Raw genomic sequence first — 24,120 nt, 5'->3', positions numbered from 1 at the left:
GCGACAGGGGGCAACAATGATCAACACACTGGGGGACGCCACCATCGGCGAGCTGGCCCAGGCCTTACGAGGTGACGTGATCCGTCCGGAGGACCCGGGCTACGACGAGGCGCGGTCGATCTGGAACGGCGCCCACGACCGCCGGCCGGCCCTCGTCGTCCGGTGCCACGGAGTCGCGGACGTGCTCAAGACGGTGGAGTTCGCCCGCAGCGAGGGACTGCCGCTCGCGGTCCGCGGCGGAGCGCACAGCATCCCGGGCTTCTCGTCGGTGGACCAGGGCATCGTGCTCGACCTGGCTCCGATGAGAGGCGTCCGGGTCGACCCGGGCCGGCGTACGGCCACCGCGCAGGGCGGCAACACCTGGAGCGACCTCGATGCGGAGACCCAGGCGTTCGGCCTCGCGGTGACCGGCGGTCTGATCTCCACCACCGGCATCGCCGGGTTCACGCTGGGCGGCGGCATCGGCCTGCTGGTCCGGCGCTGCGGCCTGGCGGCCGACAATCTGATCGGTGCCGACGTCGTGACCGCCGACGGCCGGTATCTGCACGCCACCGAGGACGAGCACGCCGAGCTGCTGTGGGCGCTGCGCGGCGGCGGCGGCAACTTCGGCGTGGTCACCTCTTTCGAATACCGCCTGCACGACGTCGGCCCGATGGTCTTCGCCGGGCCCGTCTTCTACCGCGGCGAAGACGCGGAGCGGGTGCTGAGCGGGTTCCGCGCCGCCACCGCCGACGCGCCGGACGAGCTGTCCATGGTCGTCAACCTGACCACCGCCCCGCCGGCGCCGTTCCTGCCCGAGGAGATCCACGGCAAGCCGGTCGTCGCGGTGCTCGGCATGTGGTCGGGCCACGCGGAGGACGGCGACACCGCGACCCGGCCGTTCCGCGAGCTGGCACCCGTGGTGGTCGACCTGTTCGGCCCGATGCCGTACGTCGCGATGCAGAGCCTGCTCGACCCGCTGTACCCGCGCGGCCTGCACAACTACTTCCGCTCGGCCTTCTTCGGCGCCCTCGACGACGGCACGACCGGCGCGATCCTCGACGCGTACGCCCGGGTGCCCAACCCCCTGTCCGAGGTGCACATCCATCACCTCGGCGGCGCTATGGGCCGGGTCCCCGCCGACGCGACGGCGTTCGGCACCCGCGACCGGAACTTCATCCTGAACATCGTGGCCCGGTCGGCGGACGCCGGCGGGTACCCCCTGGCGGTCGAGTGGGCCCGCGCAGCCACCGGCGCCCTCGGCCCGGACGCCGCGGCGTACGTGAACTTCACCGGTGAGGCGACCGAGGACCGGGTCCAGGCGTCCTATCCGAAGGCCACGTACGAGCGGCTGGTGGCGGTCAAGGACCGTTACGATCCGACGAACCTGTTCCGGCTGAACCAGAACATCCGGCCCTCCGCCCACCGGTGATCGCCCTTGTCCCGCCGGTCCGGGACGGACAGGATCGAAGCCATGCCGGGCCGGCTGGGATACGGAGCGCACCTGCCGCTGATCGATTTCGACGGCCGGGGCTGGAGTCCGGGCAGCATCGCGGCGTACGCCCGGACCGCCGTCCGGCTCGGGTACGACGCGCTGGCGGTCAACGATCACCTGGTCTTCCAGCGGCCGTGGCTCGACGGCATCGTGGCCCTGGCCGGCGTCGTGGAGCACAGCGGCGACCTGCAGCTCGTCACCACCGTGGTGCTTCCGGTGGTCCGCGGCCCGGTCGTCGTGGCGAAGTCGGCGGCCGCGCTGGACGTTCTCTCCGGCGGACGGTTGGTGCTGGGTGTGGGTGCCGGCTCGTCCCCACGGGATTACGAGGTTGTGGGCCTGCCGTTCGACGAGCGGTGGCCACGCTTCGAGGAGGCGGTCGGGGCCCTGCGGGCCCACCTGGACGGCGCGGCGCTGCCCGGTCGCCCGGCCGGGCCACCGATCTGGATCGCGAGCTGGGGTTCGGACACCGGGCTCGCGCGGGTCGCGCGGCTCGGCGACGGCTGGGTGGCCTCCGGATTCCACGCGACGGCGGATCGGGTGGCGAAGGCCCGCGAGGTGCTGGCCGCCGCGCTGACCCGGCACGGCAGGTCGATCGACGGCTTCCCGTGCGCCCTGGCCACACTGTGGACCTACGTCACCGACGACCGTCGTGCAGCCGAGGCGCACCTGACCGGCCTGGCGGCGATGCTGGGCCGCCCGGTGGACGAGCTGGCGGACCGGGTGCTGATCGGGGCGGCGGAGCGGTGTGCCGGGGTGCTGCGGGCGTACGCGGAAGCGGGTGTCGACCGGGTCTTCATCTGGCCGGTCGCCGACGCCGAGGAGCAGTTGGCCCGCTTCATGCGGGACGTCGTGCCGCTGGTGTGACCCCGGCATCGCGCCGGGTGGCGATGTCCTGCAGGATCTCGGTCATCGTCCGGACCGCGGGCGACGGGAACCCGTCCGTCTGGTGGGCCACGCTGACCCGTCGGACCGGCGTGGTGCCGCGCAGCCGTCTCACCTCGACGCCCGGGACCGTCGTGGCGACGGCCAGGGCCGGGATCACCGCGACCCCGAGACCCGCCGCGACGAATGCCTGGACGGCGCGGTAGTCGTCGGAGGCCAGGGACGTACGGGGCTCGAAGCCGGCTGCCCGGCAGGAGTGCCGCACGATGCTGTACCACGCGCTGCCCGTGTGGCCGCCCACCCACACCTCCTCGGCCAGGTCCGACAGCTCCACCCCGCCACGCCGCCGGGCGAGACGGTGCCCAGCCGGCAGCACGGCCCGGTAGGGGTCGTCGAACAGCGGCACCCGGCGCAGGCCGGGCGCACCGGAGGGCAGGACCTCGTGGTCGAAGACGACGGCCAGGTCCAGCGTGCCGTCGGCCAGGCGGGGCAGGAGGCCCTGCAGGTGGTCGTCCACCACGGTCAGCACGATCCCCGGGTGCTCGCGGCGCAGCCGGGCGATCGCCATGGGTACGAACGTGGTGAGGGCCGTCGGGAAGCTGCCGAGGCGGAGCCGCCCGGACCGGTGCCCGGCCAGTTCGCCGAGCTCCTGCTCGGCGTCGCCCAGGCGGGCCAGGATCGACGTGCCGTGCCGGACGAGGACGCGTCCGGCCTCGGTGAGCTCGGCCGGGCGGCTGCCGCGCTCCACGAGGGGCAGCCCGGCCTCCCGCTCCAGCGCCGCGACGTGCTGGCTCACGGCCGACTGGGTGAGGCCCAGCGCGTCGGCCGCGGCGGAGAAGGAGCCGCGCGCGCCGACCTCGCACAGGGCCCGGATGGCGCGTACGTGCCCTATTAGCTTCACTACAACTCCTTAAGGCCTGTGCATTGATGCTAATACCGTCCGCACCTAGCGTCGGGGCCATGACACAGACTCAGCTCGATACCGACAAGGTGATGGCCTTCGTCCTCCGCGCCGTCGACGAGGTCGGCGCGGCCCTGAACTGCGCGCTGGTGGTCATGGGCGACCAGCTCGGCTACTACCGCGATCTCGCCACGCACGATCCGGCGACCCCGGAGGAGCTGGCCGGACGTACGGGCACCGGCGTGCACTACGCCCGGGAGTGGCTGAACGCGCAGGCCGCCGGCGGCATCGTCGACTACGACCCGGACACCCACCGGTACACGCTGCCCCCCGAGCACGCGGTCGCCCTGGCCGACGAGAGCAGCCCGGCGTTCCTGCCCGGCTTCTTCCAGCTCGCGCACGGCACCACCCGGGACACGGCCATGGTCATCGACGCCGCCCGGGCCGCCGAGGGGGTGGGATGGCACCAGCACAACAGCGACGTCCGCGTCGGCTGCGAACGGTTCTTCCGCCCGGGGTACGCGGCCAACCTTCTGCCGTCATGGCTCCCGGCACTGGACGGCGTGGTGGACAAGCTCCGCAACGGCGCCAAGGTCGCCGACGTGGGCTGTGGTCACGGCGCCTCCACCGTCCTCATGGCCGAGGCGTACCCGCGCTCGGCCTTCGCCGGGTCGGACTACCACGCGGAATCGATCGCCACCGCCCAGGAGCGGGCCTCGGACGCCGCCGTCGGGGACCGGACCCGGTTCGAGGTCGCCGCCGCCACCGATTTCTCCGGCGCCGGCTACGACCTGGTGACCATGTTCGACTGCCTCCACGACATGGGCGACCCGCTCGGGGCGGCCCGTCACGTCCGGCAGGCCATCGCGCCGGACGGCACCTGGATGATCGTCGAGCCCGCCGCCGGCGACGCCGTCGAGCAGAACCTCAACCCCGTCGGCCGCGCCTACTACGGATTCTCCACACTGCTGTGCACCCCGGCGTCGCTGTCCCAGCCGCCCGGCGCCGCGCTCGGCACCCAGGCGGGCCCAGCCCGCATCCGCGCCGTGACCGCCGACGCCGGCTTCACCCGCTTCCGGAGGGTGGCGCAGACGCCGTTCAACCACGTCTACGAAGTCCGGCCCTGAGCTGAAACGGACTTCAGGTTCGCCGGACCCGGGGGTGGCAGGATGGCCTGGTGCGGCTGCTGATCGTGGAGGACGAGCGCGAACTCGCTGATTCGCTCCGTCGCGGCCTGACCGCGGAGGGCTACACCGTCGATGTGGCCCATGACGGGAACGCCGGGCTCGACCTGGCCTTGAGCGAGGGCTATCAGGCGGTCATCGTGGATCTGATGCTGCCGCGGATGAACGGCTATCAGGTGTGCGCTCGGCTGCGGGAGTCGCGGGTGACGACGCCGGTGCTGGTCCTGACCGCCAAGGACGGCGAGTACGACGAGGCGGAGGCCCTGGACACCGGGGCTGACGATTATCTGACCAAGCCTTTCTCGTACGTGGTCCTGCTGGCTCGCGTGCGAGCCCTGCTGCGCCGGGGCGGTGAGCCCCGGCCGGCGCTGCTGAAGGTCGGTGATCTGGTCGTCGACCAGGCGCGGCGGGTCTGTTCGCGCGGGGCGACGCCGATCACGCTGACCGCCAAGCAGTTCGCGGTCCTGGCGTGCCTGGCGCGCCGGGCCGGCACGGTGGTGAGCAAGGCGGAGATCCTGGACGAGGTGTGGGACGCGGCCTACGACGGCGACGTCAACATCGTCGAGGTCTACATCCGGGCACTGCGGCGCAGGATCGACGTCCCATTCGGCCTGCTGAGCATCGAGACGGTCCGCGGCGCCGGCTACCGGCTGGTCGACGCCGGTGCCTGAACCGCAGCTGCCGGTACGGGTCCGGGCGGCGGCCGCGGCGGCGCTGGCGGCCGGGTTGTGCCTCGGCGGCGGGGCGCTCTGGCTGCGCCACGTGATCCAGGCGAACAGCGTGGCGGGGTCCCTCGCTACCGCGCAGTCCCAGGCACGCGCTATCGCCTCGACGTACGACAAGCCTGCGGCGAGGATCAACGCGGACGGGGGTGTGTTGGCCGACAGCCCGGGCAGCTGTGACGTCGAGAAGGATCCTGCGCGCTGCGCGTACGACAAGTGGTACGAGTTCCCCTATTACGGCATGGGGATCAGCTTCGCGGTGGTCGACAATCGCGGCACAGTGCTGCTGGCCCAGAATCAACTGGCTTATTACGTACGGGAAAGCGGTCTGGCCTTTCCCGCCGTCCCACCACAGATGGACGAGGATTTCTTCGGCCGCGTCGACGTTCACCTGCGACCGGCACGCAGTGGCGCCCGAGGGCAGCTCGACGGTCGCGACGTCACCCTGGTGACCTACAACGTCAGCCCCTCAGGCGCGACCGTCTACCTGCTCGTCTCCCCGCTCGACGCGGAGGCCGCCGTGGCCCCGGTCGACCGTTGGCTTCGCATCGGGCTGCCGGTGGCCGTCCTGTTCGTCGCCGTGGTTGCCTGGTGGGCGGCCGGGCGTGCGCTGCGCCCGGTCGAGCGGATGCGCAGCGAGCTGGCGCGCATCACCGCCGCGGACATGAGCAGCCGGGTGCCCCAGCCGCGTACCGGCGACGAGATCGCCCGGCTGGCCGTCACGATGAACGAGACCCTCGACCGGCTCGGCGAAGCGGCCGAACGGCAGCGCCGGTTCGTCGCCGACGCGGCGCACGAGTTGCGCAGCCCTCTCGCGGGTCTGCGCACCACCGCCGAGGTGGCCGCCGCGCACGGCGGCACGATCGATCCGGAGGTGCTGCGTACCGGGACCGAACGGTTGCAGCGGCTCACCGACGACCTGCTGCTGCTCGCGCGCCTGGAACGGTCCGCACCGGCCGGTGGGAAGCCGGTCGACCTCGCCGCGATCGCGGAGGAACTGGTCGGCGAACGGCGCTACCGGACGCCGCCGGACGAGCGGTTCGTCGTGGTGGCCGGTGCGCCCGCGCTGGTGATCGGGCACGAGGAAGAACTGGCCAGGATGGTGAGAAACCTTCTGGACAACGCCTCCCGGTACGCGCGTGACCGCATCACGGTGACCGTCGCGGAAGCCGGCCCCGGCCTCGTGCGTCTGGAGGTCCGCGATGACGGCCCCGGCATCCCGTCGGCCGATCGGGAACGGGTCTTCGAACGGTTCGCGCGGGTCGACGAGGCACGCGATCGCCGCCACGGCGGCGCCGGCCTGGGCCTGGCGATCGCCCGGGACATCGCCGTACGCCACGGCGGCCGCCTGTACGTGGCCGGCACCACCGGCGGTGGCTGCCTCGTCGCGGAGCTGCCGCGCGCCTGAAGTTCCTTCAGGTCACTTCAGCGACGGTTCAGCCGCGGCGCTCGAATCTCGCCGCATGTCCGCACCCACCGTCCGTCCCCCGGCTGTCCGGAAAAAGGCCGACCCGGCACCGTATCTGCTGGCCACCGCCCTGTTCCTCGCCTACGCGTCCTGGTCGGTACACCGGCATCTGCGGCTGGAGACCAGCGGCTACGACCTGGGCATCTTCGAGCAGGCTGTCCGCGGCTACGCCCACCTCCACGCCCCTGAGGCGACGATCAAGGCGCCCGGTTTCCTCCTGCTCGGCGACCACTTCCATCCGATCCTCGTCGTGCTCGCCCCGCTGTACCGGCTGTTTCCCAGCCCGATCACCCTTCTGGTCGCTCAGGCCGTCCTGATCGCCGCGTCGTCGATACCGATCACCCGGCTCGCCGTCCGGATCGTGGACCGGAGGGCCGCGGTGAGCGCCGGGCTGGCGTACGGGATGTCCTGGGGTCTGCAGGCGGCGGTCGACTTCGACTTCCACGAGGTCGCCTTCGCCGTTCCCCTGCTGGCCTTCGGCTTGACCGCGCTCGTCGAAAGGCGCTTCCTCGCCGCCGTCGCGTGGACCCTGCCGCTCATCGCGGTGAAGGAGGACCTGCCCGCAACGGTGGCCGTGATCGGCCTGCTGGTGGCGCTGCGCGGCCCGCGACGTCTCGGCACGACGACGACGCTGATCTGGATCTGTTCGGGCCTCGTCATCGTCGGGGCGATCCTGCCGGCGCTGAACTCCGCGCACGTCTACCCGTACGCCGCCGGCGCGGCCCTCGACGGCCAGGACCCGCTGCACCGCCTTCTCCTACCCGCCGTCAAGGTGCACACCCTGCTGTGGCTCCTCGCGCCGACGTTGTTCCTCGCGCTGCGCTCCCCGCTGCTTCTGGTCGCTGTACCGACACTGGCCTGGCGGTTCTGGTCGACGAACCCGCTCTACTGGGGCACAGCCTTCCAGTACAGCGCCGTCCTGATGCCCATCGTGTTCGTGGCATTCCTCGACGCCCTCACCACGACGGGCCCCGCACGCCGTGCGCGAGCAGCGGTCCACGCCACCTGCGTGATCGCCGTCGCCGCGACGATGCTGACTCCTTCGCCCCTACGCGGCCTGCTGAGCCCGGACACCTGGACCACAGACGCCGAGGCGCGGCAGGTACGCCTGGCGCTGGCCCGCATACCGGACGACGCCCGGGTCGCCGCGGACAACCGGCTGGCGCCGCAGCTCACCTCCCGCGCCACCGTCTCCTTCTTCCCCGCGTACCCCCAAGCCGGCGTCCGGCCCGAGTGGGTCGCCGTCAGCGACCCGCTGGACACCACCATGGCGACGCCCGCAACGATGGCTGCCGCCCTCGACCGCCTGCCCGGGTACGGCTACCGAATCGCGCTGCGGACCAGCGAGGTGATCATCTTCCGCCGCAGCTAGACAGCATCCCGCTGGTTCAGCCACTTCAAAATCGCCTCGGTCGTTTCCTGCGGCTTCTCCTGCTGGATCCAATGGCCGCAGTCCAGACTGACCACGTCCACATTCGGCACGAATTCCGTCAGCCTTCCGGCCCTCGCGACCGGGTCGCGGTCGCCGTAGATCATGAGGGCGGGCTGTCGGATGATCGGGTCCGCATCCGCCAGCAGGCGCCAGTTGCGGTCCAGGTTCCGGTACCAGTTGATTCCGCCCGTGAACCCTGTCGACTCGAAGGCGGAGACGAAGACAGCGAGTTCGCTGTCACTCATGACGGGGTCACCGAGGGGGGTTTCCGCTCTGGCGAGGTTGATCAGCGCGTTGCCCGGCTGGGGCTCCGCGAAGGGCACGTTCTTCCGGTACAGGTTCCGAAGGAACTGGGACGCGTTCTCCCCGAACACGGCGTCCGCGATGCCCGGCTGCCGGTTGAAGTGGACGAAGTAGAAGTCGGCGCCGAGCGCGGCCTCCATGACCTCGATCCAGGGCCTCTCTCCGCGCTCCTGGTAGGGCAGGCTCAGCGCTACCACGCCGTTGACCCGCTTCGGGTGCAGCAGGGTCAGGCCCCAGACGACGAACGCGCCCCAGTCGTGGCCGACGAAGGTGGCATCGTCGTAGCCGTAGTGATCGAGGAGGGCGACGAGGTCACCCGACAGGTGCTCGAGGTCGTAGTCCGTCACCTCGGCGGGACGGGACGAGCGGCCGTATCCCCGCTGGTTCGGGACGATGACGTGGTAGCCCGCGGCGGCCAGGGCGGGCACCTGATGGCGCCAGGAGAAGGCGTGCTCCGGCCAGCCGTGACAGAGCACGATGGGGTTCCCCGCGTTCTGCCGGCCGGCTTCGAAGACTTCGAGTTCCACTCCGTTGACCGACATGCGGGTGGGCTCGGGAAAATCGGTTGTCATGCCGGCATCTTGCGGGCCCATACCGGTCATCTCCTGACCGGTTTTGGCGGAAGTGTTGTCCGCATGCGAGCCGACCGGTTGATGGCCATCGTCCTGCTGCTGCAACATCGCGAGCAGGTGACCGCAGCGGAGGTCGCCCGGGAGCTGGAGGTCTCCGAGCGCACCGCCCGCCGCGACCTCGACGCCCTGGGCATGGCCGGCGTGCCGGTGTACTCCGTGCAGGGCCGGGGCGGCGGCTGGCGCCTCGTGGGCGGCGCCCGTAACCGACCTGTCCGGGTTGACGGCGAGTGAGGCCCGCGCCCTGTTCCTGGTTGCCGGCCCGGCCTCGTCTGCCACGCCGGCGGTGAAAGCGGCGCTGCGCAAGCTCGTCCGCGCCCTGCCCGAGCCGTTCCGGGCGCAGGCCGAGGCGGCGTCGTGGTCGCTCGTCACGGACCCGCAACGATGGGGGTCGAGCCGGGTGGAGCCCCGACGGCCCCGCTTCCTCGACGAGCTCCAGGACGCGGTGATCCGGGGCGTCCAGGTCCGGCTCGGCTACGTCGACCGCGAACGCACCGGGACCGAGCGGACCGTCCACCCGCTGGGCATCGTCGCCAAAGGCCCGTCGTGGTACCTCGTCGCCCACACCGGGACCGGCCGGCGGACCTTCCGGATCGACCGCGTGTCGTCCGTCGCCCCGACCGCCGAACCCGTGCATCGGCCCGCCGACTTCGACCTCGCCGAGAGCTGGCGCGCGATCGCCGACGAGGTCGAACGCAAGCGGACACCCCTCGAGGCCCGGGCGATGTGCGCGCCCCACGCGACAGACGTGCTCCGCATGGCCTTCGGCGCCCGACTCGAAGTGGGCGCTACCACGACCGACGGCCGCATCGAGATCGTGATCCGCGGCAACGACGAGCGCAAACTCGCCGGCGAGCTTGCCGGGCTGGTCGACTACCTCGAGGTGACCGGCCCTCCGCGGGTGCGGGACCACCTGGCCGCGATCGGCAACACCCTCGCCGAGCGATACGGCTCGGACCGGGCAGCTGGGACCCATGAGCGGACATGACAAGAGGCCGCGGTCCGCGCTTTCGCGGACCCACGGCCTCTGTATCTCGTGGGCGATACTGGGATCGAACCAGTGACCTCTCCGGTGTGAACGGAGCGCTCTCCCGCTGAGCTAATCGCCCGGGACGCAGCAGACTGTACCGGACCGGCCCTCCCCCACGCGAACCCGGGGTCGGCGCGTCGCGGCCGGCCGGGGGTGACGTGTGGCCGGCCGTCAGGTGCCGGTGAGGAGGGCGCGGAGCTCCGTGGCCAGGTTGATGCCCATCGTGAGCTTGACCGAGAGCCAGACGACGCTGCAGATGAAGACGAAGCCGGCCAGGCCGATGACCGCGCGGACGGGCAGGGACTGCTGGAGCACCCAGCGGGTCCAGGACTGGACGTGGCGCTTGGTGAACTGGAGGAGGTGGCGGGCCCAGACGAACTCGACCGCCCAGATGGCCAGGCCGAGGATGACGATCGCCCAGCCGGGGCCCGGGAGTGGGATGAGCACGATGCCGACCGCGACCACGATGGCGCCGAGGAGGCCGACGCCGATGCGCAGGGCGAGGCGGCCGGTGGGGTTGGCGCGGATCCGGTCGAGGACGCCCCGGGGCGCGTGACCGGCGGTCGGCGATTCGGTCACGGGGTCTGATTGGGACATCTCGTTCACTTTCACGGCAAAGATCGCGGGCTCCCGGTCATTTCATCCCCTAGTGTTCCGCTCCCCCGTCACTACCCGGGAGGAATGGACGTTACCGGAGTGAGTCAACTGCTGGACCACCCGACGCCGGGCGGAACCGAGTACTTGGGCAGAACAGGACAAGATACCGTTTTACGGCTCGTCCGGAGAGCTTATCGGAACCGTCTTCCCACTACTGGGTGAGATCAGCGTATGGCGGAGCGTAATGACAGGGATCACCTGAGTATGGGAAACGCGGGGTTCACCAGCCTCGCAGCGGTGCCGGGGGGAGTTCGTCCATGAGTACCATTCGTCCAACGACCGTCGAGGTCGAAACCTCGCTGCGGCTCGTAGCGCCTGACGCCACGGCCCTGCCCGTGCGTGCCAGCCTGCGGTACGACCCAGCCGACCCGTACGCGGTCCACGTTTTGTTCCACGCAGAATCAGCCGGTGGGGAAGCCGTGAGCTGGTCCTTCGCGCGGGAACTTCTCGTGACCGGGCTCGACGAGCCCGCAGGGATCGGAGACGTCCGGGTGTGGCCGTGGGCCACGCCGCGGGGGGACTTCGTCGCCCTGGCGTTGTCGTCACCCGACGGCAACGCGCTGTTCGAAGTACCACGCAGCGTTCTGGTCCGGTTCCTGCGGCGCACCTATGTGGTGGTTCCGCGGGGCCGGGAGTCCGATCATCTGGACGTGGACGCGGCGGTCAACCGGCTGCTGGCCGGTCGATAGCGACAACGCGCAATTCCGGGGCGACCCGTGCGGACACTGCCGGTCCGCGCGGGTCGCTTTTTGCGTACGCAATAGACGTCTTTTTTGTCCGTTTCCGTGCTCGATTTCCCGACTGTCTGCCGGATATCCGCCGCCCCGTGGACTCCCACGTGCATCGCTGGTCACGGGCGGATACGGTCGCCTCGATGGTCGCTTCCGGACGAACCCGCGCGCGGTCCGCGCCCGCCCCGCTCTGGGCCGGGGTGGGCACGTCCACGCTGTCCGAGACCGATCTCGCCGCCGGCGACCCGGCGCCCCGGCGGCTGCCCTACCACCTGCTCGCGCTGACCACCGCCGGTCACGGCACGGTGGAGATCGATTTCGCCGCGCACGCGTGCCGTCCGGGCACCCTTCTCTGGGTACGCCCGGGGCAGGCGGTCCGCTTCGGCGCCGAACCCGGGCTGGACGCCACCCTGATCACGTGGAACCGCGACGTGCTGTCGGCGGCGGAGATCACCGGCGTACCCGTGGACGACCTGCCCGGCCCCGCCCGCTGGCAGCTGGCCGGCGAGGACGAGGACGCGGTGATCACGGAGGTCGCGCAGCTCGGGGTCGACTGCGCGCGGCACACGTCCGGCCCGGTCGCCGCGGGACTGCTGCGGCACCAGCTCGCCGTCGTCCTGCTGCGCATCGCCCTGCTCACCGGCGACGGCGATGCGGCCGGCGCTTCGACCTCCGAGGCCCGCACGTTCGCCCGCTTCCGCCGCGACCTGGAGGCCGGCCACCCCCGCAGCCGCCGCGTCGAGGACTACGCCGCCCGGATCGGCTGCTCGGTCCGCACGCTCACCCGGGCCAGCCTGGCGATCACCGGGCGGACGGCGAAACAGGTCGTCGACGACCGCGTGGCCCTGGAGGCCCGGCGGCTGCTCGCCTGCACGGACCTGTCGGTGGCGGAGATCGGGCGGCGGCTGGGCTTCGGCGAGCCGACGAACTTCGGGCGCTTCTTCCACCGGGAGGTGGGGCTGAGCCCGGGCGCGTTCCGGGCCGAGCTCGGGGTGCGGACGGGCGCGGAGGGCGGCGCCGAGCTGGGCCGCCGGGTGCCTGTGCAGCGCGGCGCAGCCGACTGAGCCGCAACCCCGCAGCAGATCACGAAAGAGTGAACCGCTCGTCACGCACTGACGCTGGGTGATGCCCGAATTCCCGTAATTCCTGGGGTGGAGGAGGGGCACGCGTACGGAAGGGGCATGATGGGGCGGTGCAGATCTCCGCGCGCGGCGATTACGCGGTACGGGCGGCGCTGAGCCTCGCCCAGACGTACCCGGCCCTGATGTCCGCCCAGGCCATCGCCCAGGACCAGAACATGCCGAGGAAGTTCCTCGAGGCGGTCCTGGCCGATCTGCGCCGTGCCGGGGTGGTACGGGCACAACGCGGCGCCGAGGGCGGCTACACGCTGTCACAGTCGCCACGCGACGTGACGATCGGTCAGATCCTGCGCGCGGTCGACGGCCCCCTGGCCGGGGTGCGCGGGCTGCGGCCGGAGGAGACCCAGTACACGGGCGCGGCGGAGAACCTGCCCAACCTGTGGGTCGCCGTACGCGCCGCGGTGCGCGAGGTGGTCGACGAGGTGAGCCTCGCGGAGCTGATCAGCGGCCGCATGCCGGCGCACGTCCGCAAGCTCACGACCCGCCCGGACGCCTGGCAGCCCCGCTGAGGGACGCGCGAGCGCGTTTCGGAAAATCGGCCATCGGGAATCTCCGGGACACCTGACGATTCCACGGAAGGACTCCCCCGATGGGTATTCAATACCGCAGCCGTAAGAAGTTCGGCCCGCTCATCCTGAACTTCACGCAGCGGGGCCTGTCGTCCTGGACCATCAAGATCGGCCGCTGGTCCTGGAACTCCAAGGCGAAGGCGCACCGCGTCGACCTGCCCGGCCCGCTGTCGTGGAAGCAGGACAAGTCCAGCTCCCGCTCCTGACAAGCGGCGGGCGGTGGCCGGTCGCCGGCGACCGGCCACCCACGAGCCCTCAGCCTCAGGCCGGGGCGATGACCACGTCCCCGCCGAGGCGCCCCTGCTCGGGACGCCGGGTCACCGCCCCGGCGTCCAGCAGCGTGTGCAGCACCCGCGTCGCGTCCGCCGCCCGGTACACCGTCTCGGTCAGCGCGTACGTCCGCAGCTCCGTGACCGTCGCCTCGCCGGCCTCCGCGAGCCGGGCGAGCAGCTCGCGTCGCAGCGGGCCGGGGTGCGGCGTGAGGGAGATGTCGAGAAGGTGCCGTTCCGGGTCGCCGGGGTCGCGGTAGCGCACGCCCGCGTACTCGTCGACCGCCCACAGCAGGTCCTTGAACGCCTCGAGGCTCTTGCCGAGCGTCGTGGCGTACATGAGGATCTCGCCGGGGTCGTCCGACGCGGCCAGTTCGACCGCCGCCGCGAGCGGGAAGCCCGCTTCCCGCAGCGCCGTGCGCATCGCCGGCACCGGCGTCGACGGCGGCAGCACGATCAGCGCCTCCGCCGGCTTCCCGGTGGCCAGGGCCTCGAGGACGGCCGCGCCGGGCGGTTCGCCCGCATCCAGGAAACCGAGCAACGGTACGCGCACAGCGCCGGCCGCCCGCAGGGCGACGCCGAGCCGTTCGGGCGTGCTGCCGGGGACGGTGTGGACGGTGAGTCCCGCCCCCGCGGGCAGTGCCTTGAGCCGGGCGTCCACGTCGGTGAGGTCGGTGCCGACCGCGACCATCGTCAGCTCCCGGCCTCTGACCAGGTCGGACTGTTCGGTGAAGACCCGGGCGGCCGCCTCGGCCAGCGCGGCCGTGGTGTCGGCGTACCCGTGGGCGTAGGTGGCCCGGCGGGCCCGGTGCAGGGCCGCCGGCGCCCAGGCCTCGAGGTGGCGGACGAGGATCTCACGTTTGACGTCGGCGACGCTGTCGGCGCTCATATCCGAGTTGTACCGTGTCGCGGGGCACAACAGGTACACGCCGCAGGACTTGTACCTACCGTCGCCGAGCAGACACTATGGGCCACGTGCCCCTTCCGCTCGCCGAACTGACCGCCCAGGCGCAGACGTTGACGGCCGAGGGCGACCTCGCCGGCGCCCGGGCCGTCCTCGCCGGCGCGCTGGATCCCGCCGAGATCGACCCGCACCGTGCCTCGCCCGACCTGGCGCTCGCCGCCGCGCTGCAGGCCCGCATCCTCATCGCGCTGGGCGACGCCCACGCGGCCCGCACCTGGGCGGGCTTCGCGCACGCGGCCGAGGAGCGGCTGCACGGGCCCCGCGACGAGCGGACGATCGCGGCCGCCGCCACCCACGCCGCGGTGCTGCACCGGGTCGGCAACCACGGCCGGGCGGCGCAGCTCTACCACGATCTGGTCGGGGAGCTGACCGCCGTCGAGGGGCCGCTGTCGCCCCGGGTGCTGGCCGCGGAGGCGGATCTGGCGACCGCCGAGCACGCGGCCGGCTACTGCACCGCCGCGCGTACCCGCCTCGCCGACGCGTGGGGGCGTTACCGGGAGGCGTACGGCGACGCGTCCGCCCCGGGCATCAAGATGCTGGCCCGGCTCGGCGCGATGGAACGCGAATGCGCCCGTACGGCGGAGGGCAACGAGCACCTCGCCCTGGCCCAGGAGCTGTGCGCCCGGCACCTGCCGGCCGACCACTCGCTGGCCCAGCAGGTGGCCCGCCTCGCCGGTGCGCCCCCGACCGGGCGGCACGTCTGCGGCCGGGTGCAACGCTCGACGGGCCCGGTGCCCGCTCAGGCCCCCGGCCCGGCGGAGCAGGCTGCGGGCGCGCCACCCGCCCCGCCGATCTTCCGCTCCGCCCAGGGCGGTCCGGCGCCGGACATCAGCCGGATGCCGGCGACGGTCCCGGGCGTGCACCCGGTACTGCCGGAGCCTCCCGTCCCGGGCGAACCCACCGGCCGCCACGCGGTTGCGGAACCGCCGATCCCCCTTCCCCTCACCTCGCCGGCGCCCGGTCCGGAGGCGCCCCCGGTGAACGAAGAAGCCGCGGCGACCGGCCAGGCCGCCGCGACCGGGAGGGCCGGCACCCCGCCCTCGCAGTGGCCGGCACACGGACACGTCGCCCAGGCCCTGGCCGCGGTCCACGACCAGGCCCCGGCCCCGGCGGCGGACCCGGCCACCCACGCAGCAGGGCCGGCCGTCGCGCCGCCCGGGCCGTACCCGCCGGATTCGTTCCCGCCGGCCGCGACGGCTCCCGGCGTGTACCCGCCCGGTCCGCGGCTGCCCGTGGACCGCGCGAGCGCGAAGGTCGCCGACCGGTTGCCCGTACCGGTGGAAAGGCCGGACGAGCACTCCAACCGCCAGCCGTTCATCCTGGCGACCGTGCTGGTCGCCGGGGTGGCGGCCGCGGCGGCGATCGTGGCGGTGACCCTGCCGCGCGGCGACGATGCCGGGCCGTCCACCGCCGCGCCGCCGGTCAGCGCGGCCGCCACGACCGCGTCCGCCTCGACCGCGCCCGCCGCTGCGCCGCCGTTGAGTGCGGCTCCGTCCGGGACGGTGAATCCGATCGCGCCGGTGGACGTCCGGCTTCGGGACCGCCGGGACAGCGTGGCGCTCACGTGGCGGTATCCGAAGGGCTCCGAGGGGCCGGTGCTGATCTCCGGCGGCCGGGCGGGGCAGGAGCAGCGGGCGTTCCAGCAGCTTCCCGCGGGCACCACCGACTACGTCGTGTACGGCCTCAACGAGCAGAACAACTACTGCTTCTCGGTGGCCGTCGTCTACACCGTCGACAAGGTCGCCGCGAGCCGGCCGGTCTGCACGGACCGCCGATGATCCGGCAACCGATCTGCACCCGGCCGACACCTCAGTACTGACCGTCTCCGTCCGATCGGAGAGGGATGCCGAGGACCTCACCCGAGGACCCGACGGGGAAGGCGGTCCTGTGACGACGGAGGCGGCACCCGCGACGGTCGTGGTCGCGGACGAGCGCGCCCAGCTCGAGGCCACCCTGGTGGAGCTCGAGGCGCGCCCGCAGTCGAGGTACCGGTCGACCGCCGTGCCCGCGGCCACCGTCGAGCGGCGGGCCGAGGCGCTGGGCCTGGAGGATGTCGCCATGCGGGCCCGGCTGCTGCGCGCCCACGTGCTGGTCCGGGAGGGCCGGTCCGAGCGCGGCGGCCGCTGGGCGCATCAGGTGCTCGCCTGGGCCCAGGAGCGCGAAGATCCGTTCCTGCTGGCGCGGGCGCACCGGGTGCTGTCGATCTTCTACCGGCAGGTCGGCGACCTGGCCGAGGGGCTCACCCACGCGGTGCAGTGCTATTCGCACCTGACCGACGACGAGCCGCTGACCATCCGCGCCCGGCATCTCATGACGCTGGCGGTGGCGCTGGACGAGAGCGGGTCGATCGCGGAGGGCGACCGGCGGTTCCGCGAGGCGCTGGCCATCGCGACCGAGGTCGGCGACGTCGAGCTGAGCCTGAACATCCTCAACAACATGGCGTACACGGCGTTCGAGAACGACGACGAGGCCGGCGCCCGGGCCCTGGTCGCGCAGATGCGGGAGGTGCAGACGCGCAGCCCGCGCACCTTCAGCGCGATGGAGCTGGACACCATCGCCCGGATCGAGATGATGAGCGGCCGCTACGACGCCGTCGAGGAGACGCTGCACGTCATGCTCGACGGCGGCCAGTCGAAGATCGAGGCCAACGAGGGCGACACGCCGGCCGTCTGCCTGCTCACGCTCGCGGAGGCGCGCCGGCTGGACGGCCGCCCGGAGGCGGCGCAGGAGGCTCTCGACCGGGCGGTCCTGATGGCCGAGGAGCGAGGCCTGGATCGGGTACGCGCCCAGGCCCGCGAGGAGCAGGCCGCGCTGTACGCCGCCACGGGCCGGTTCGAGCACGCGTACGAGGAGCACCGCGCGTTCCACCGGGCGACGGCGGCGTTGCACTCGGCGCAGCGCGAGGCGCGGGCACGGGCGCTGCAGGCGGTGTTCGAGGCGACCGAGGCGCGCCGGGCCAGCGAGCACTTCCGGGAGATGGCCCACCGCGACGCGCTGACCGGCCTCTACAACCGGCGGTACGTCAACGAGCGGCTGCCCGCGCTGCTGGGTGAGGCGGTGGTGCGGCGTACGCCGATGTCGCTGGCGATCCTCGACCTGGACCACTTCAAGCGGATCAACGACACGCTGTCGCACAGCACCGGCGACACGGTGCTGCAGCACGTCGCCGAGCTGCTGCTGGAGGCGGCGACCGGGCCGATGATCGCCGCGCGGATGGGCGGCGAGGAATTCCTGTTGATCATGCCGGGGATAGGCCTGGAGGAGGCGGCCGAGCGCTGCGAGCGGCTCCGGCTGCGGATCCGCGCGTACGCCTGGGGGCCGATCACCGGCACGCTGCCGGTGACCGCCAGCATCGGCGTGACCACCTCCGACGACGGCCGGGGCACCCCGTCGTCGGTGCTGTCGCTGGCGGACCGCAATCTGTACGTGGCCAAGCGCGAGGGCCGGGACAGGGTCGTCCGCGACGTCTGAGCCGCCCCCGGGCGGGTACCAGGAGGCATGCTCCGTCTGGCTCTCTCCGCTCCCCGCCCGTACCGAGGCTGGATCAGCCGCTGGTCGACCGTGGCCGGCGTCCGTACGCACGAGCGGGTCCGGGCCCGGCCGGTGGACGCCCTGCCCGTCGTGATGCTGCACGGGCTGGCGGTGTCGCACCGCTACCTGATGCCCACCGCCGACGCGCTGGCCGACCGGCACCCCGTGCTCCTGCCCGACCTGCCGGGCTTCGGGCTGAGCGACAGGCCGGGGCGGGCGTACGACGTCGAGGAGCACGCCGCGTTCGTCTCGGCCTGGCTGGACGCGCACGGGCTGAACCGCGTGGCCGTGCTGGGGCACTCGTTCGGCGCCGAGGTCGCCGCCGCGCTCGCCCGTCGGCGCCCGGACGTGGTCGCCGCGCTGGTGCTGGCAAGCCCGACGGCCGACCCGGCGGCGCGTACGCGGCGCGGACTCGTCGGCCGGTGGTTCGCCGACCTGCCGGGCGAGGTCAAGCGGCAGGCCGTGATCCTGGGCCGGGACGTGTACGACGCGCGCCCGTGGCGGGTCTGGTCGACGATCGGGCATTCCGTGCGCAACCGCGTGGAGGATGATCTGCGCCGGGTCACCGCACCGACGCTCGTGCTGGGCGGCGACCGCGACACGGTTGCACCGCTGCCGTGGCGTACCCGGGTCGCCCAGCTCACCGGGGGCGTCTCGGTGACCCTGCCGGGGGCGGCGCACAACGCGCTGACCACGGCCGGGCCGGCGGCCGCCGACGCCATCGCCGCGCATCTGGCCGCCCCGGCGAATGCGCCGCGATGAAACGGGTACGCGGGCCCGCATGCGCATCGGAAACACTGAAGTCCGGTTCTTCGGCGGCCTGCCCGGCTGCCTCATCATGATCGTCCTGTCGGTGGCGCTCTCGGTCCTGCTGACCGTGCTGGTCAACGTGGTGCTTTAGAGGTCGAGTTCCACCCGCAGCGGATAGTGGTCGGACGCCCATTCGGCCTCGTCGCCGCGGACGACGCGGGCGGTGCGCGCGCGGGCCGCGAGCTCGGGTCGCGCGAGCAGGTAGTCCAGGCGCATGCCGGCGTTGGAGAACTCGTGTCCCCCGCCGCGCGTGGTGGGCACGGTGAGGCCGTCCCCCGTCCCGGCCGAGCGCCACAGGTCGACGAAGCCGGCCTCGGCGAAGGAAGCGATCGCCCGTGTGTCCGGCCGGCCGTCCGCGCCGAGGTGGCGGCGGCGGTAGAGCTCGGGCAACCGGGCCAGCCGCTCGGTGTGGGCGGTGTGCGGGTCCAGCGAGTTCAGGTCGCCGGTGATGACGGTCAGCGGGCCGCGGTAGCGGTGCGCCAGCCAGCGGGCCTCGCGCAGCCGCCGGTACGGCCGGAACGGGTTGAGGTGCGTGCTGACCACGGTGAGCGGGCCCGCGGCGGTGGGCACGGTGACGGCCGCGGCGGCGTGGTGCAGGCGCCAGCGTACGGCCGACCGGCCCGCGATCGTCAGCGGCGGCCGGACCAGCACCCCGACGGGCTGGCCGAAGACCGAGGGGGCCAGGAACCCGGCCATGCCCAGCGCGTCGGCGACCTCCCGCATGCGCCGCCTGTCGTGCCGCTGGAAGTCCCGCAGCTCCTGCAGCGCGACGATGTCGGGGCGCTCCCGGGTCAGCAGCGCCACGATGCCGTCGAGCCGGCCGCCGCTGCCGCCGGTCTTGACGTTCCAGGTGAGCAGGCTAAGCGTCACGGCCGGCGTCCGCCTTCGGCCGCTCGCCGTCCGCGTCGGACCGGCCCGCATCGGCGACGCCCGCCTCGGGCCGGGCCGCATCCCGGGCGACCGCGACGGCCGCGTCGGGCCGGGCCGCGTCCCGGCCGCCGGCGTCCCGGGTGAGGGTCGCGTTGGGGCGGATCGAGAAGTACAGGACCGTGAGCCAGCCGGCGGTCAGCAGCGCCGCGCCCAGCATGTCGCTCGGGTGGTGCATGCCGCGGTACATCCGCGACACCGCCACGCCCAGCGGCATGACGACCGCGAGCCCCACGAAGATCCACCGCCACCAGTACGCCCGCAGCCGCGGCACGAGCAGCACCGCGATGGCCACGTACAGGCACATGGTCGCGGCGATGTGCCCGGACGGGAACGACGACGTGGGCAGTTTGCCGTCGAGGTGCTCGACCGGCGGGCGGGGGCGGCCCACGGCGGCGGCCGTGCACAGGAAGAGGGTGAGCTCGCCGAACATCGCCAGCACCACGTACAGGACCATCCGCCACTGCCGCCAGATCGCGAGCACGATCGGGCAGAACACCAGCGAGACGATGAGGATGGCGTGGGTGTCGCCGGCCTTGCTCCAGGCGTAGCTGACGTCGTCCCAGGTGGGGGTGCGGAACGTCTGCAGCCAGCGCGGCACGCCGTCGTCCACGTGCTGGATCCAGGTGCCCGCGGTGTGGTTCGTCAGCGCCCAGCCCAGCACGTACAGCACGCCGAACACGAGAACCCAGCCGACGATGATCTCCATCGCGCCGGCCCACGGGTGCGGCAGCAGGCGCTCCGCGGGGTCGCCGGGCCGCACGTCGCCCGCGGCCTCCGGCTCCAGGCCGTCCTCGATCGGCGCCACCGGGCGGCCGGTCTCGCGGCGCCAGAGGCGGAAGGCGTACGCGGTGACGCCCAGCCACGCCGCGCCGAGCAGCCAGCCGGCCAGCACGTCGGACACGTAGTGCACGCCCAGCCCGATGCGGGTCAGCCCGATCGCCGCGACGACCACCGCGATCACGGCGATGAACCACTTGCGGTGGCGCTCCGAGACGGCAGGGAGGAAGACGAGCAGCAGGGCCCCGTACACGATCATCGAGCCGAGGGCGTGCCCGCTCGGGAAGCTGTTGCCCGGCGCGTGGGTGACCGGGACGTCGACGACCGGTCGGACCCGGGCTACCAGCGCCTTGAGCGACGGGTCCAGCAGCAGCGCCCCCACGCCGGTGACCACCAGGTACGCCGCGAGCCGGAACCGCCGCCGGATGAGCATCGCTACCACGGCGATGGTGACCAGCCAGAACATGATCGGCCGGCCGCCGAGGCGGGCGACCGCCTCCAGCGCCTTGACCGCGGGCGGGTGCGGGGACACGAGCCGGTTGAGTCCCTCGGCGACGCCGCTGTCGATGCGCTCGAGGGGTCCCCAGTGGAAGCGGACGAGCAGCAGCAGGACGCCGAATCCCAGGCCCAGCGCCACCACGGCGAGCAGGCCGAGGATGCTGCGCTCGGCGAAGTGCGTCAGCGGTTTCCAACGCACCGGCTCGGTGGGAGCCGGCCTCTCCTGCTGCTCGGTGACCATGGTCGGAGCTCCTGGGGTCGCGGGGGCGGGTGCGCCGCTTTTACCCCGTCGGCTGTTTCGCCACACCGGCCTCGTCGGAGCCCGGCTCCCAGCGGTCCCGCAGCGCCGGACGGGTGACGCCGACCCGCTGCGCCTCCAGCTGGGCGGCGAAGGCCAGGCCGAGGAAGAGCGCGATGCCGGTGAGGTTGGCCCACAGCAGCAGCGCCATCATCGCGGTGAGCGGACCGTACGTAGCCCCGAAACCGTCGCTGATCAGCACGTACCCGGCGAGCAGCAGGCTGGCCACCCACCACAGCACGGTCGACAGGGCGGCGCCGAACAGCAGCCAGGTGAGGCCGGGCTGGCGCCGGCGCGGCGAGTGCCGGAACAGCAGGCCGACCGCGAAGACGATGAGCGCGAGGCTCAGCGGCCACCGGACGATGTCCCAGGCGCGGTGGACCCCGTCGCCCCAGCCGGATTGTCGCGCGATCGAGTCGCCGGTGGCGTGCCCGGCCACGAGCAGCAGGAAGCCGAAGAGCGCGGGCAGCCCGGCGACGACGGCGAGCACTGCCGCGCGGGTGTACTTCGCGAGGGCGCTGCGGTCGCGTTCCACGCCGTAGATGCGGTTGGCGCCGCGTTCGATCTGCGCCATCGCGGTGGTCAGCGCCACGAGGCCGGTGAGCAGGCCCAGCGCCAGGGCGAGCTCGCCGGCGTCCTCGGTGCGCTCGTCGTCCTGCAGCAGGTCGCGGACCAGCGGCTCGCTGGCGCCGGGGGTGAGCGCGAGGACCGTGTCGGCGACCACCTGGCCGCCCTCCTCGACGCCCAGGTCGGTGGCGAGGCCGGACAGCGCGATCATGAACGGCACGATCGCGAGGCACAGCTGCAGGGCGAGCGCGCGGGAGTGGCTGAAGCCGTCGCCGTACCGGAACCGCACGAACGCGTCCCGCAGCAGATGCCACCGGCCGTAGTGCCGCAGAGCGAGGAACGCGTCGTCCGCCGAGAGCTCGTCCCCCGGCATCATCTTGGTCTCGGGTACGGGCGAGGTGCTGCTCACTTGGCGTCCTCGGCCGCGGCGCGTACCTCCTCGGCGGCCTTCTCGGCGGCGCTGCTGTCGTACGCGAGGTCGGGGTCGCTGTCCGGTTGCGGCACGCACAGCAGCAGCGCGCGGTGCCGTACCCCGATGGTCATGCTCTTGCCCGGATCGATGAGGTCGCCGTCGAGCTGCCGCGGCTGCGGACGGTTGCTGCGGATCTCGATGCGCTCGGCGGTGTACGTCTCCATCCGCGGCACCCGGTCGCGCCGGCGCATCACGGCCCAGCCCAGCGCCGCCCAGTGGGCGAGGTTGTTGGGGCTCAGGATCGCGACGTCCAGCTTGCCGTCGGCCGGGTCGGCCTCGCTGAGCAGCCGTACGCCGCCCTGCAGCCGCCCGACGTTGCCGACGATGACCGTGCGCACCCGGCGCCGCAGCGGAGGTTTGCCGTCCAGTGAGATGCGTACGGGCATCGGCCGGTCCCGCAGGTGCTTGAGGGCGCCGCCCACGTACGCGACCCAGCCGATGTGCTTCTTCGCCGTCTCGGAGGTGCCCTCGAGCATCTGCGCGTCGAAGCCCATCCCGGCCATGACGGCGAAGCACTGGTTGCCTTTAGTCCGATTGTGGGTGGCGGTGGGGTGGTTGGAAGGGCCGACCATGCCGACGTCGATGCGGCGGCGGCCGCCGTCCAGGGCGACCTGCACGCCGACCGCCGGATCGGCGCTGAGGCCGAGGTTCGCCGCGAGCAGGTTGCCGGTGCCGGCGGGCAGCACCGCGAGGGCGACGTCCGTGCCGGCGAGGGCGCCCACGACGGCCATGACCGTGCCGTCGCCGCCGGAGACGAAGACCAGCTCGGCCCCGTCCTCGATCGCCTTCTCGGCCTGACCCTTGCCCGAGTCCTCCGGGGTGGTCTCCAGCCACATCGGCTCCGGCCAGCCGGCCCGGGCCAGCCCTTCGCCGATGGTGCGACGCAGCAGGTCCATGTCCGGGACCTTGACGGGGTTCACGACGACAGCTGAGCGGGGTCCGGTCACGGCGACAGTGTGCCGGACGGACCGCGCGACGGCGACCCGGGCACGGACGGGTTACAGTGGGAGCCGAAGTTGAACACGTTCAAGTGCGATGGAGCGAGGATCTGGAGGAGCCATGCGCGTGCTGATCAACCTGCTCGTCGCGGTGGGCATGCTCGTCGTCGTGCCGGCCGGCCTGCGGCTGCTCGCCGACCCCGCCGCCGCCGTGGCCCGGCGGGTCTGGCCGGTCGGGGCGGCCGCCGGTGCGCTGAGCCTGTGGCTGCCGCGCGGGACGGTCGCCACGGGACTGGCCACGGTCTACGCGATCGCGGCCGCCGTGCTGTGCGCGTACGCGATGAGCAGACCGGCCCGCCCCCGCCGCGAGTGGCCCGCCGAGGCCGCGGTGCTGACCGCCCTGGCCGGTCCGGCCGTCGCCGCGAGCGCGCTGGTCGCCGAGCGCAGCGGCTACCACCTGTTCGGCTTCGACCTGGGGGTGCTCGCGCTGACGGTGGCGCACTTCCACTTCGCCGGGTTCGCCGCCGCGCTGATCGCGGGCCTGCTCACCCGGACCGTGCCGGGCCGCGCGGCCGACGTGGCGGCGCTGACCGTGCCCGCCGGCACGCTGCTGGTCCTGCTCGGCTACTTCACCGCCGAGTGGGTGGAGCTGGCCGGCGCGCTCGTGCTGACCGCCGGCATGTGGATCGTCGGCTGGCTGACCTGGCGGTACGCCCGCACCACGGTCGCCGACCGGCTCACCACCGTCCTGCTCGGCGGCTCGGCGCTGGTGCTGGCCGCGTCGATGGTGCTCGCGGTGAGCTGGGCGCTCGGCGAGGCCACCGGCCTGCCGCACCCGTCGCTGGCCTGGATGGCCGCGACCCACGGTGTGGCGAACGCCCTCGGATTCGCCCTCTGCGGCATGGTCGGCTGGCGCCGCGCCGGGGCATTGTGAGAACACAGGGA

The 24,120-nt window shown here is 72.9% G+C and carries 24 protein-coding genes and 1 tRNA gene; 16 read left to right on the top strand and 9 right to left on the bottom strand.

The genetic code is table 11. The features are described 5' to 3' along the window. The first annotated feature begins 16 nt into the window (after positions 1–16). Together IT780_RS11485 and IT780_RS11480 are read left to right on the top strand one after the other, a co-directional pair. Entirely contained in the window at positions 17–1,411 is a 1,395-nt protein-coding gene (locus tag IT780_RS11485; RefSeq protein ID WP_233412535.1) for an FAD-binding oxidoreductase, read from the top strand. A gap of 42 nt (positions 1,412–1,453) precedes the next feature. Then, positions 1,454–2,338 (top strand): LLM class flavin-dependent oxidoreductase, encoded by an 885-nt coding sequence (locus IT780_RS11480; RefSeq protein ID WP_199511416.1) that lies wholly within the window; start codon positions 1,454–1,456, stop codon positions 2,336–2,338. On the opposite strand, the gene IT780_RS11475 is transcribed toward IT780_RS11480, so the two are convergent. Beyond that, a complete protein-coding gene (locus IT780_RS11475) occupies positions 2,310–3,257 on the bottom strand; it encodes a LysR family transcriptional regulator (protein WP_199511415.1) in 948 nt (315 codons plus the stop codon). The genes IT780_RS11480 and IT780_RS11475 overlap by 29 nt on opposite strands. 59 nt (positions 3,258–3,316) lie before the next feature. On the opposite strand from IT780_RS11475, the gene IT780_RS11470 reads away from it, so the two are divergent. The 4 genes from IT780_RS11470 to IT780_RS11455 are packed head-to-tail and all read left to right on the top strand — an operon-like array spanning position 3,317 to position 8,003. Continuing rightward, positions 3,317–4,384: a class I SAM-dependent methyltransferase gene (locus tag IT780_RS11470; RefSeq protein ID WP_199511414.1), complete on the top strand. Its 1,068-nt coding sequence runs from the start codon at positions 3,317–3,319 to the stop codon at positions 4,382–4,384. 50 nt (positions 4,385–4,434) lie between these two features. Beyond that, entirely contained in the window at positions 4,435–5,112 is a 678-nt protein-coding gene (locus IT780_RS11465) for a response regulator transcription factor (RefSeq protein WP_199511413.1), read from the top strand. Continuing rightward, positions 5,105–6,571: a sensor histidine kinase gene (locus IT780_RS11460; protein ID WP_199511412.1), complete on the top strand. Its 1,467-nt coding sequence runs from the start codon at positions 5,105–5,107 to the stop codon at positions 6,569–6,571. The genes IT780_RS11465 and IT780_RS11460 overlap by 8 nt, the downstream gene beginning before the upstream one ends. 55 nt (positions 6,572–6,626) lie before the next feature. Then, positions 6,627–8,003 carry a DUF2079 domain-containing protein gene (locus tag IT780_RS11455; RefSeq protein WP_199511411.1) on the top strand — a complete coding sequence of 459 codons (1,377 nt, stop codon included), beginning with the start codon at positions 6,627–6,629 and terminating at the stop codon, positions 8,001–8,003. On the opposite strand, the gene IT780_RS11450 is transcribed toward IT780_RS11455, so the two are convergent. Continuing rightward, positions 8,000–9,046 carry an alpha/beta fold hydrolase gene (locus tag IT780_RS11450; protein WP_233412534.1) on the bottom strand — a complete coding sequence of 349 codons (1,047 nt, stop codon included), beginning with the start codon at positions 9,044–9,046 and terminating at the stop codon, positions 8,000–8,002. The genes IT780_RS11455 and IT780_RS11450 overlap by 4 nt on opposite strands. A gap of 9 nt (positions 9,047–9,055) precedes the next feature. Here IT780_RS11450 and IT780_RS41765 point away from each other — a divergent pair, with 9 nt between their 5' ends. Together IT780_RS41765 and IT780_RS11445 are read left to right on the top strand one after the other, a co-directional pair. Then, entirely contained in the window at positions 9,056–9,229 is a 174-nt protein-coding gene (locus IT780_RS41765) for a helix-turn-helix transcriptional regulator (protein ID WP_307831141.1), read from the top strand. Further along, positions 9,216–9,983, top strand: a complete 768-nt coding sequence (locus IT780_RS11445; protein WP_233412532.1) for a helix-turn-helix transcriptional regulator — start codon at positions 9,216–9,218, stop codon at positions 9,981–9,983. Before IT780_RS41765 ends, IT780_RS11445 begins: the two co-directional genes overlap by 14 nt. A gap of 49 nt (positions 9,984–10,032) precedes the next feature. Here IT780_RS11445 and IT780_RS11440 read toward each other — a convergent pair. Together IT780_RS11440 and IT780_RS11435 are read right to left on the bottom strand one after the other, a co-directional pair. After that, positions 10,033–10,104: transfer RNA gene (locus IT780_RS11440), tRNA-Val, on the bottom strand. Positions 10,105–10,196: 92 nt separating this feature from the next. Further along, positions 10,197–10,604, bottom strand: coding sequence for a TIGR02611 family protein (locus IT780_RS11435; RefSeq protein WP_307831140.1), 408 nt, complete (start codon positions 10,602–10,604; stop codon positions 10,197–10,199). 335 nt (positions 10,605–10,939) lie between these two features. Here IT780_RS11435 and IT780_RS11430 point away from each other — a divergent pair, with 335 nt between their 5' ends. The 4 genes from IT780_RS11430 to IT780_RS11415 all read left to right on the top strand — a co-directional run bounded on the left by IT780_RS11430 (position 10,940) and on the right by IT780_RS11415 (position 13,327). Beyond that, complete coding sequence (locus IT780_RS11430) at positions 10,940–11,371, top strand: SsgA family sporulation/cell division regulator (RefSeq protein WP_014446635.1); 432 nt, start codon at positions 10,940–10,942, stop codon at positions 11,369–11,371. Between the two features lie 185 nt (positions 11,372–11,556). Beyond that, a complete protein-coding gene (locus IT780_RS11425) occupies positions 11,557–12,477 on the top strand; it encodes a helix-turn-helix domain-containing protein (RefSeq protein WP_199511409.1) in 921 nt (306 codons plus the stop codon). A 128-nt stretch (positions 12,478–12,605) separates the two neighbouring features. Then, positions 12,606–13,061: an RrF2 family transcriptional regulator gene (locus IT780_RS11420; protein WP_199511408.1), complete on the top strand. Its 456-nt coding sequence runs from the start codon at positions 12,606–12,608 to the stop codon at positions 13,059–13,061. A gap of 80 nt (positions 13,062–13,141) precedes the next feature. Next, on the top strand, positions 13,142–13,327 hold the full coding sequence (locus IT780_RS11415) for a DUF4236 domain-containing protein (RefSeq protein ID WP_067503503.1): 186 nt from the start codon (positions 13,142–13,144) through the stop codon (positions 13,325–13,327). A 55-nt stretch (positions 13,328–13,382) separates the two neighbouring features. Here IT780_RS11415 and IT780_RS11410 read toward each other — a convergent pair whose 3' ends face one another. Further along, the gene (locus IT780_RS11410) at positions 13,383–14,279 is read right to left on the bottom strand and encodes a hypothetical protein (RefSeq protein WP_199511407.1); all 897 of its coding nucleotides are present in this window, start codon (positions 14,277–14,279) and stop codon (positions 13,383–13,385) included. An 86-nt stretch (positions 14,280–14,365) separates the two neighbouring features. Here IT780_RS11410 and IT780_RS11405 point away from each other — a divergent pair, with 86 nt between their 5' ends. The 3 genes from IT780_RS11405 to IT780_RS11395 all read left to right on the top strand — a co-directional run bounded on the left by IT780_RS11405 (position 14,366) and on the right by IT780_RS11395 (position 18,647). Continuing rightward, positions 14,366–16,132 carry a fibronectin type III domain-containing protein gene (locus IT780_RS11405; protein WP_372443668.1) on the top strand — a complete coding sequence of 589 codons (1,767 nt, stop codon included), beginning with the start codon at positions 14,366–14,368 and terminating at the stop codon, positions 16,130–16,132. A 109-nt stretch (positions 16,133–16,241) separates the two neighbouring features. Then, entirely contained in the window at positions 16,242–17,825 is a 1,584-nt protein-coding gene (locus tag IT780_RS11400; RefSeq protein WP_199511405.1) for a GGDEF domain-containing protein, read from the top strand. Between the two features lie 27 nt (positions 17,826–17,852). Next, a complete protein-coding gene (locus IT780_RS11395) occupies positions 17,853–18,647 on the top strand; it encodes an alpha/beta fold hydrolase (protein WP_199511404.1) in 795 nt (264 codons plus the stop codon). A gap of 135 nt (positions 18,648–18,782) precedes the next feature. Here IT780_RS11395 and IT780_RS11390 read toward each other — a convergent pair whose 3' ends face one another. Genes IT780_RS11390 through IT780_RS11375 form a run of 4 tightly spaced genes read right to left on the bottom strand, consistent with a single transcriptional unit; the run spans position 18,783 to position 23,133 of the window. Then, positions 18,783–19,565: an endonuclease/exonuclease/phosphatase family protein gene (locus IT780_RS11390; protein ID WP_307831139.1), complete on the bottom strand. Its 783-nt coding sequence runs from the start codon at positions 19,563–19,565 to the stop codon at positions 18,783–18,785. Next, positions 19,555–21,141, bottom strand: a complete 1,587-nt coding sequence (locus IT780_RS11385) for a phosphatase PAP2 family protein (protein ID WP_199511402.1) — start codon at positions 21,139–21,141, stop codon at positions 19,555–19,557. Before IT780_RS11385 ends, IT780_RS11390 begins: the two co-directional genes overlap by 11 nt. A 40-nt stretch (positions 21,142–21,181) precedes the next feature. Continuing rightward, positions 21,182–22,174, bottom strand: coding sequence for a YihY/virulence factor BrkB family protein (locus IT780_RS11380; protein ID WP_199511401.1), 993 nt, complete (start codon positions 22,172–22,174; stop codon positions 21,182–21,184). Continuing rightward, positions 22,171–23,133, bottom strand: coding sequence for a diacylglycerol/lipid kinase family protein (locus IT780_RS11375; protein ID WP_199511510.1), 963 nt, complete (start codon positions 23,131–23,133; stop codon positions 22,171–22,173). The genes IT780_RS11380 and IT780_RS11375 overlap by 4 nt, the downstream gene beginning before the upstream one ends. 163 nt (positions 23,134–23,296) lie before the next feature. Between IT780_RS11375 and IT780_RS11370 the strand changes: the two genes are divergently transcribed. Next, positions 23,297–24,109, top strand: coding sequence for a YndJ family protein (locus tag IT780_RS11370; RefSeq protein WP_199511400.1), 813 nt, complete (start codon positions 23,297–23,299; stop codon positions 24,107–24,109). Positions 24,110–24,120: the final 11 nt, after the last annotated feature.

Origin of the sequence: Nucisporomicrobium flavum (assembly GCF_016464385.1) — a bacterium.
GTDB lineage: Bacteria > Actinomycetota > Actinomycetes > Mycobacteriales > Micromonosporaceae > Actinoplanes > Actinoplanes flavus_A.
The sequence above is the reverse complement of the archived record's forward strand: the minus strand, read 5'-3'. Positions and strand labels throughout refer to the sequence as shown.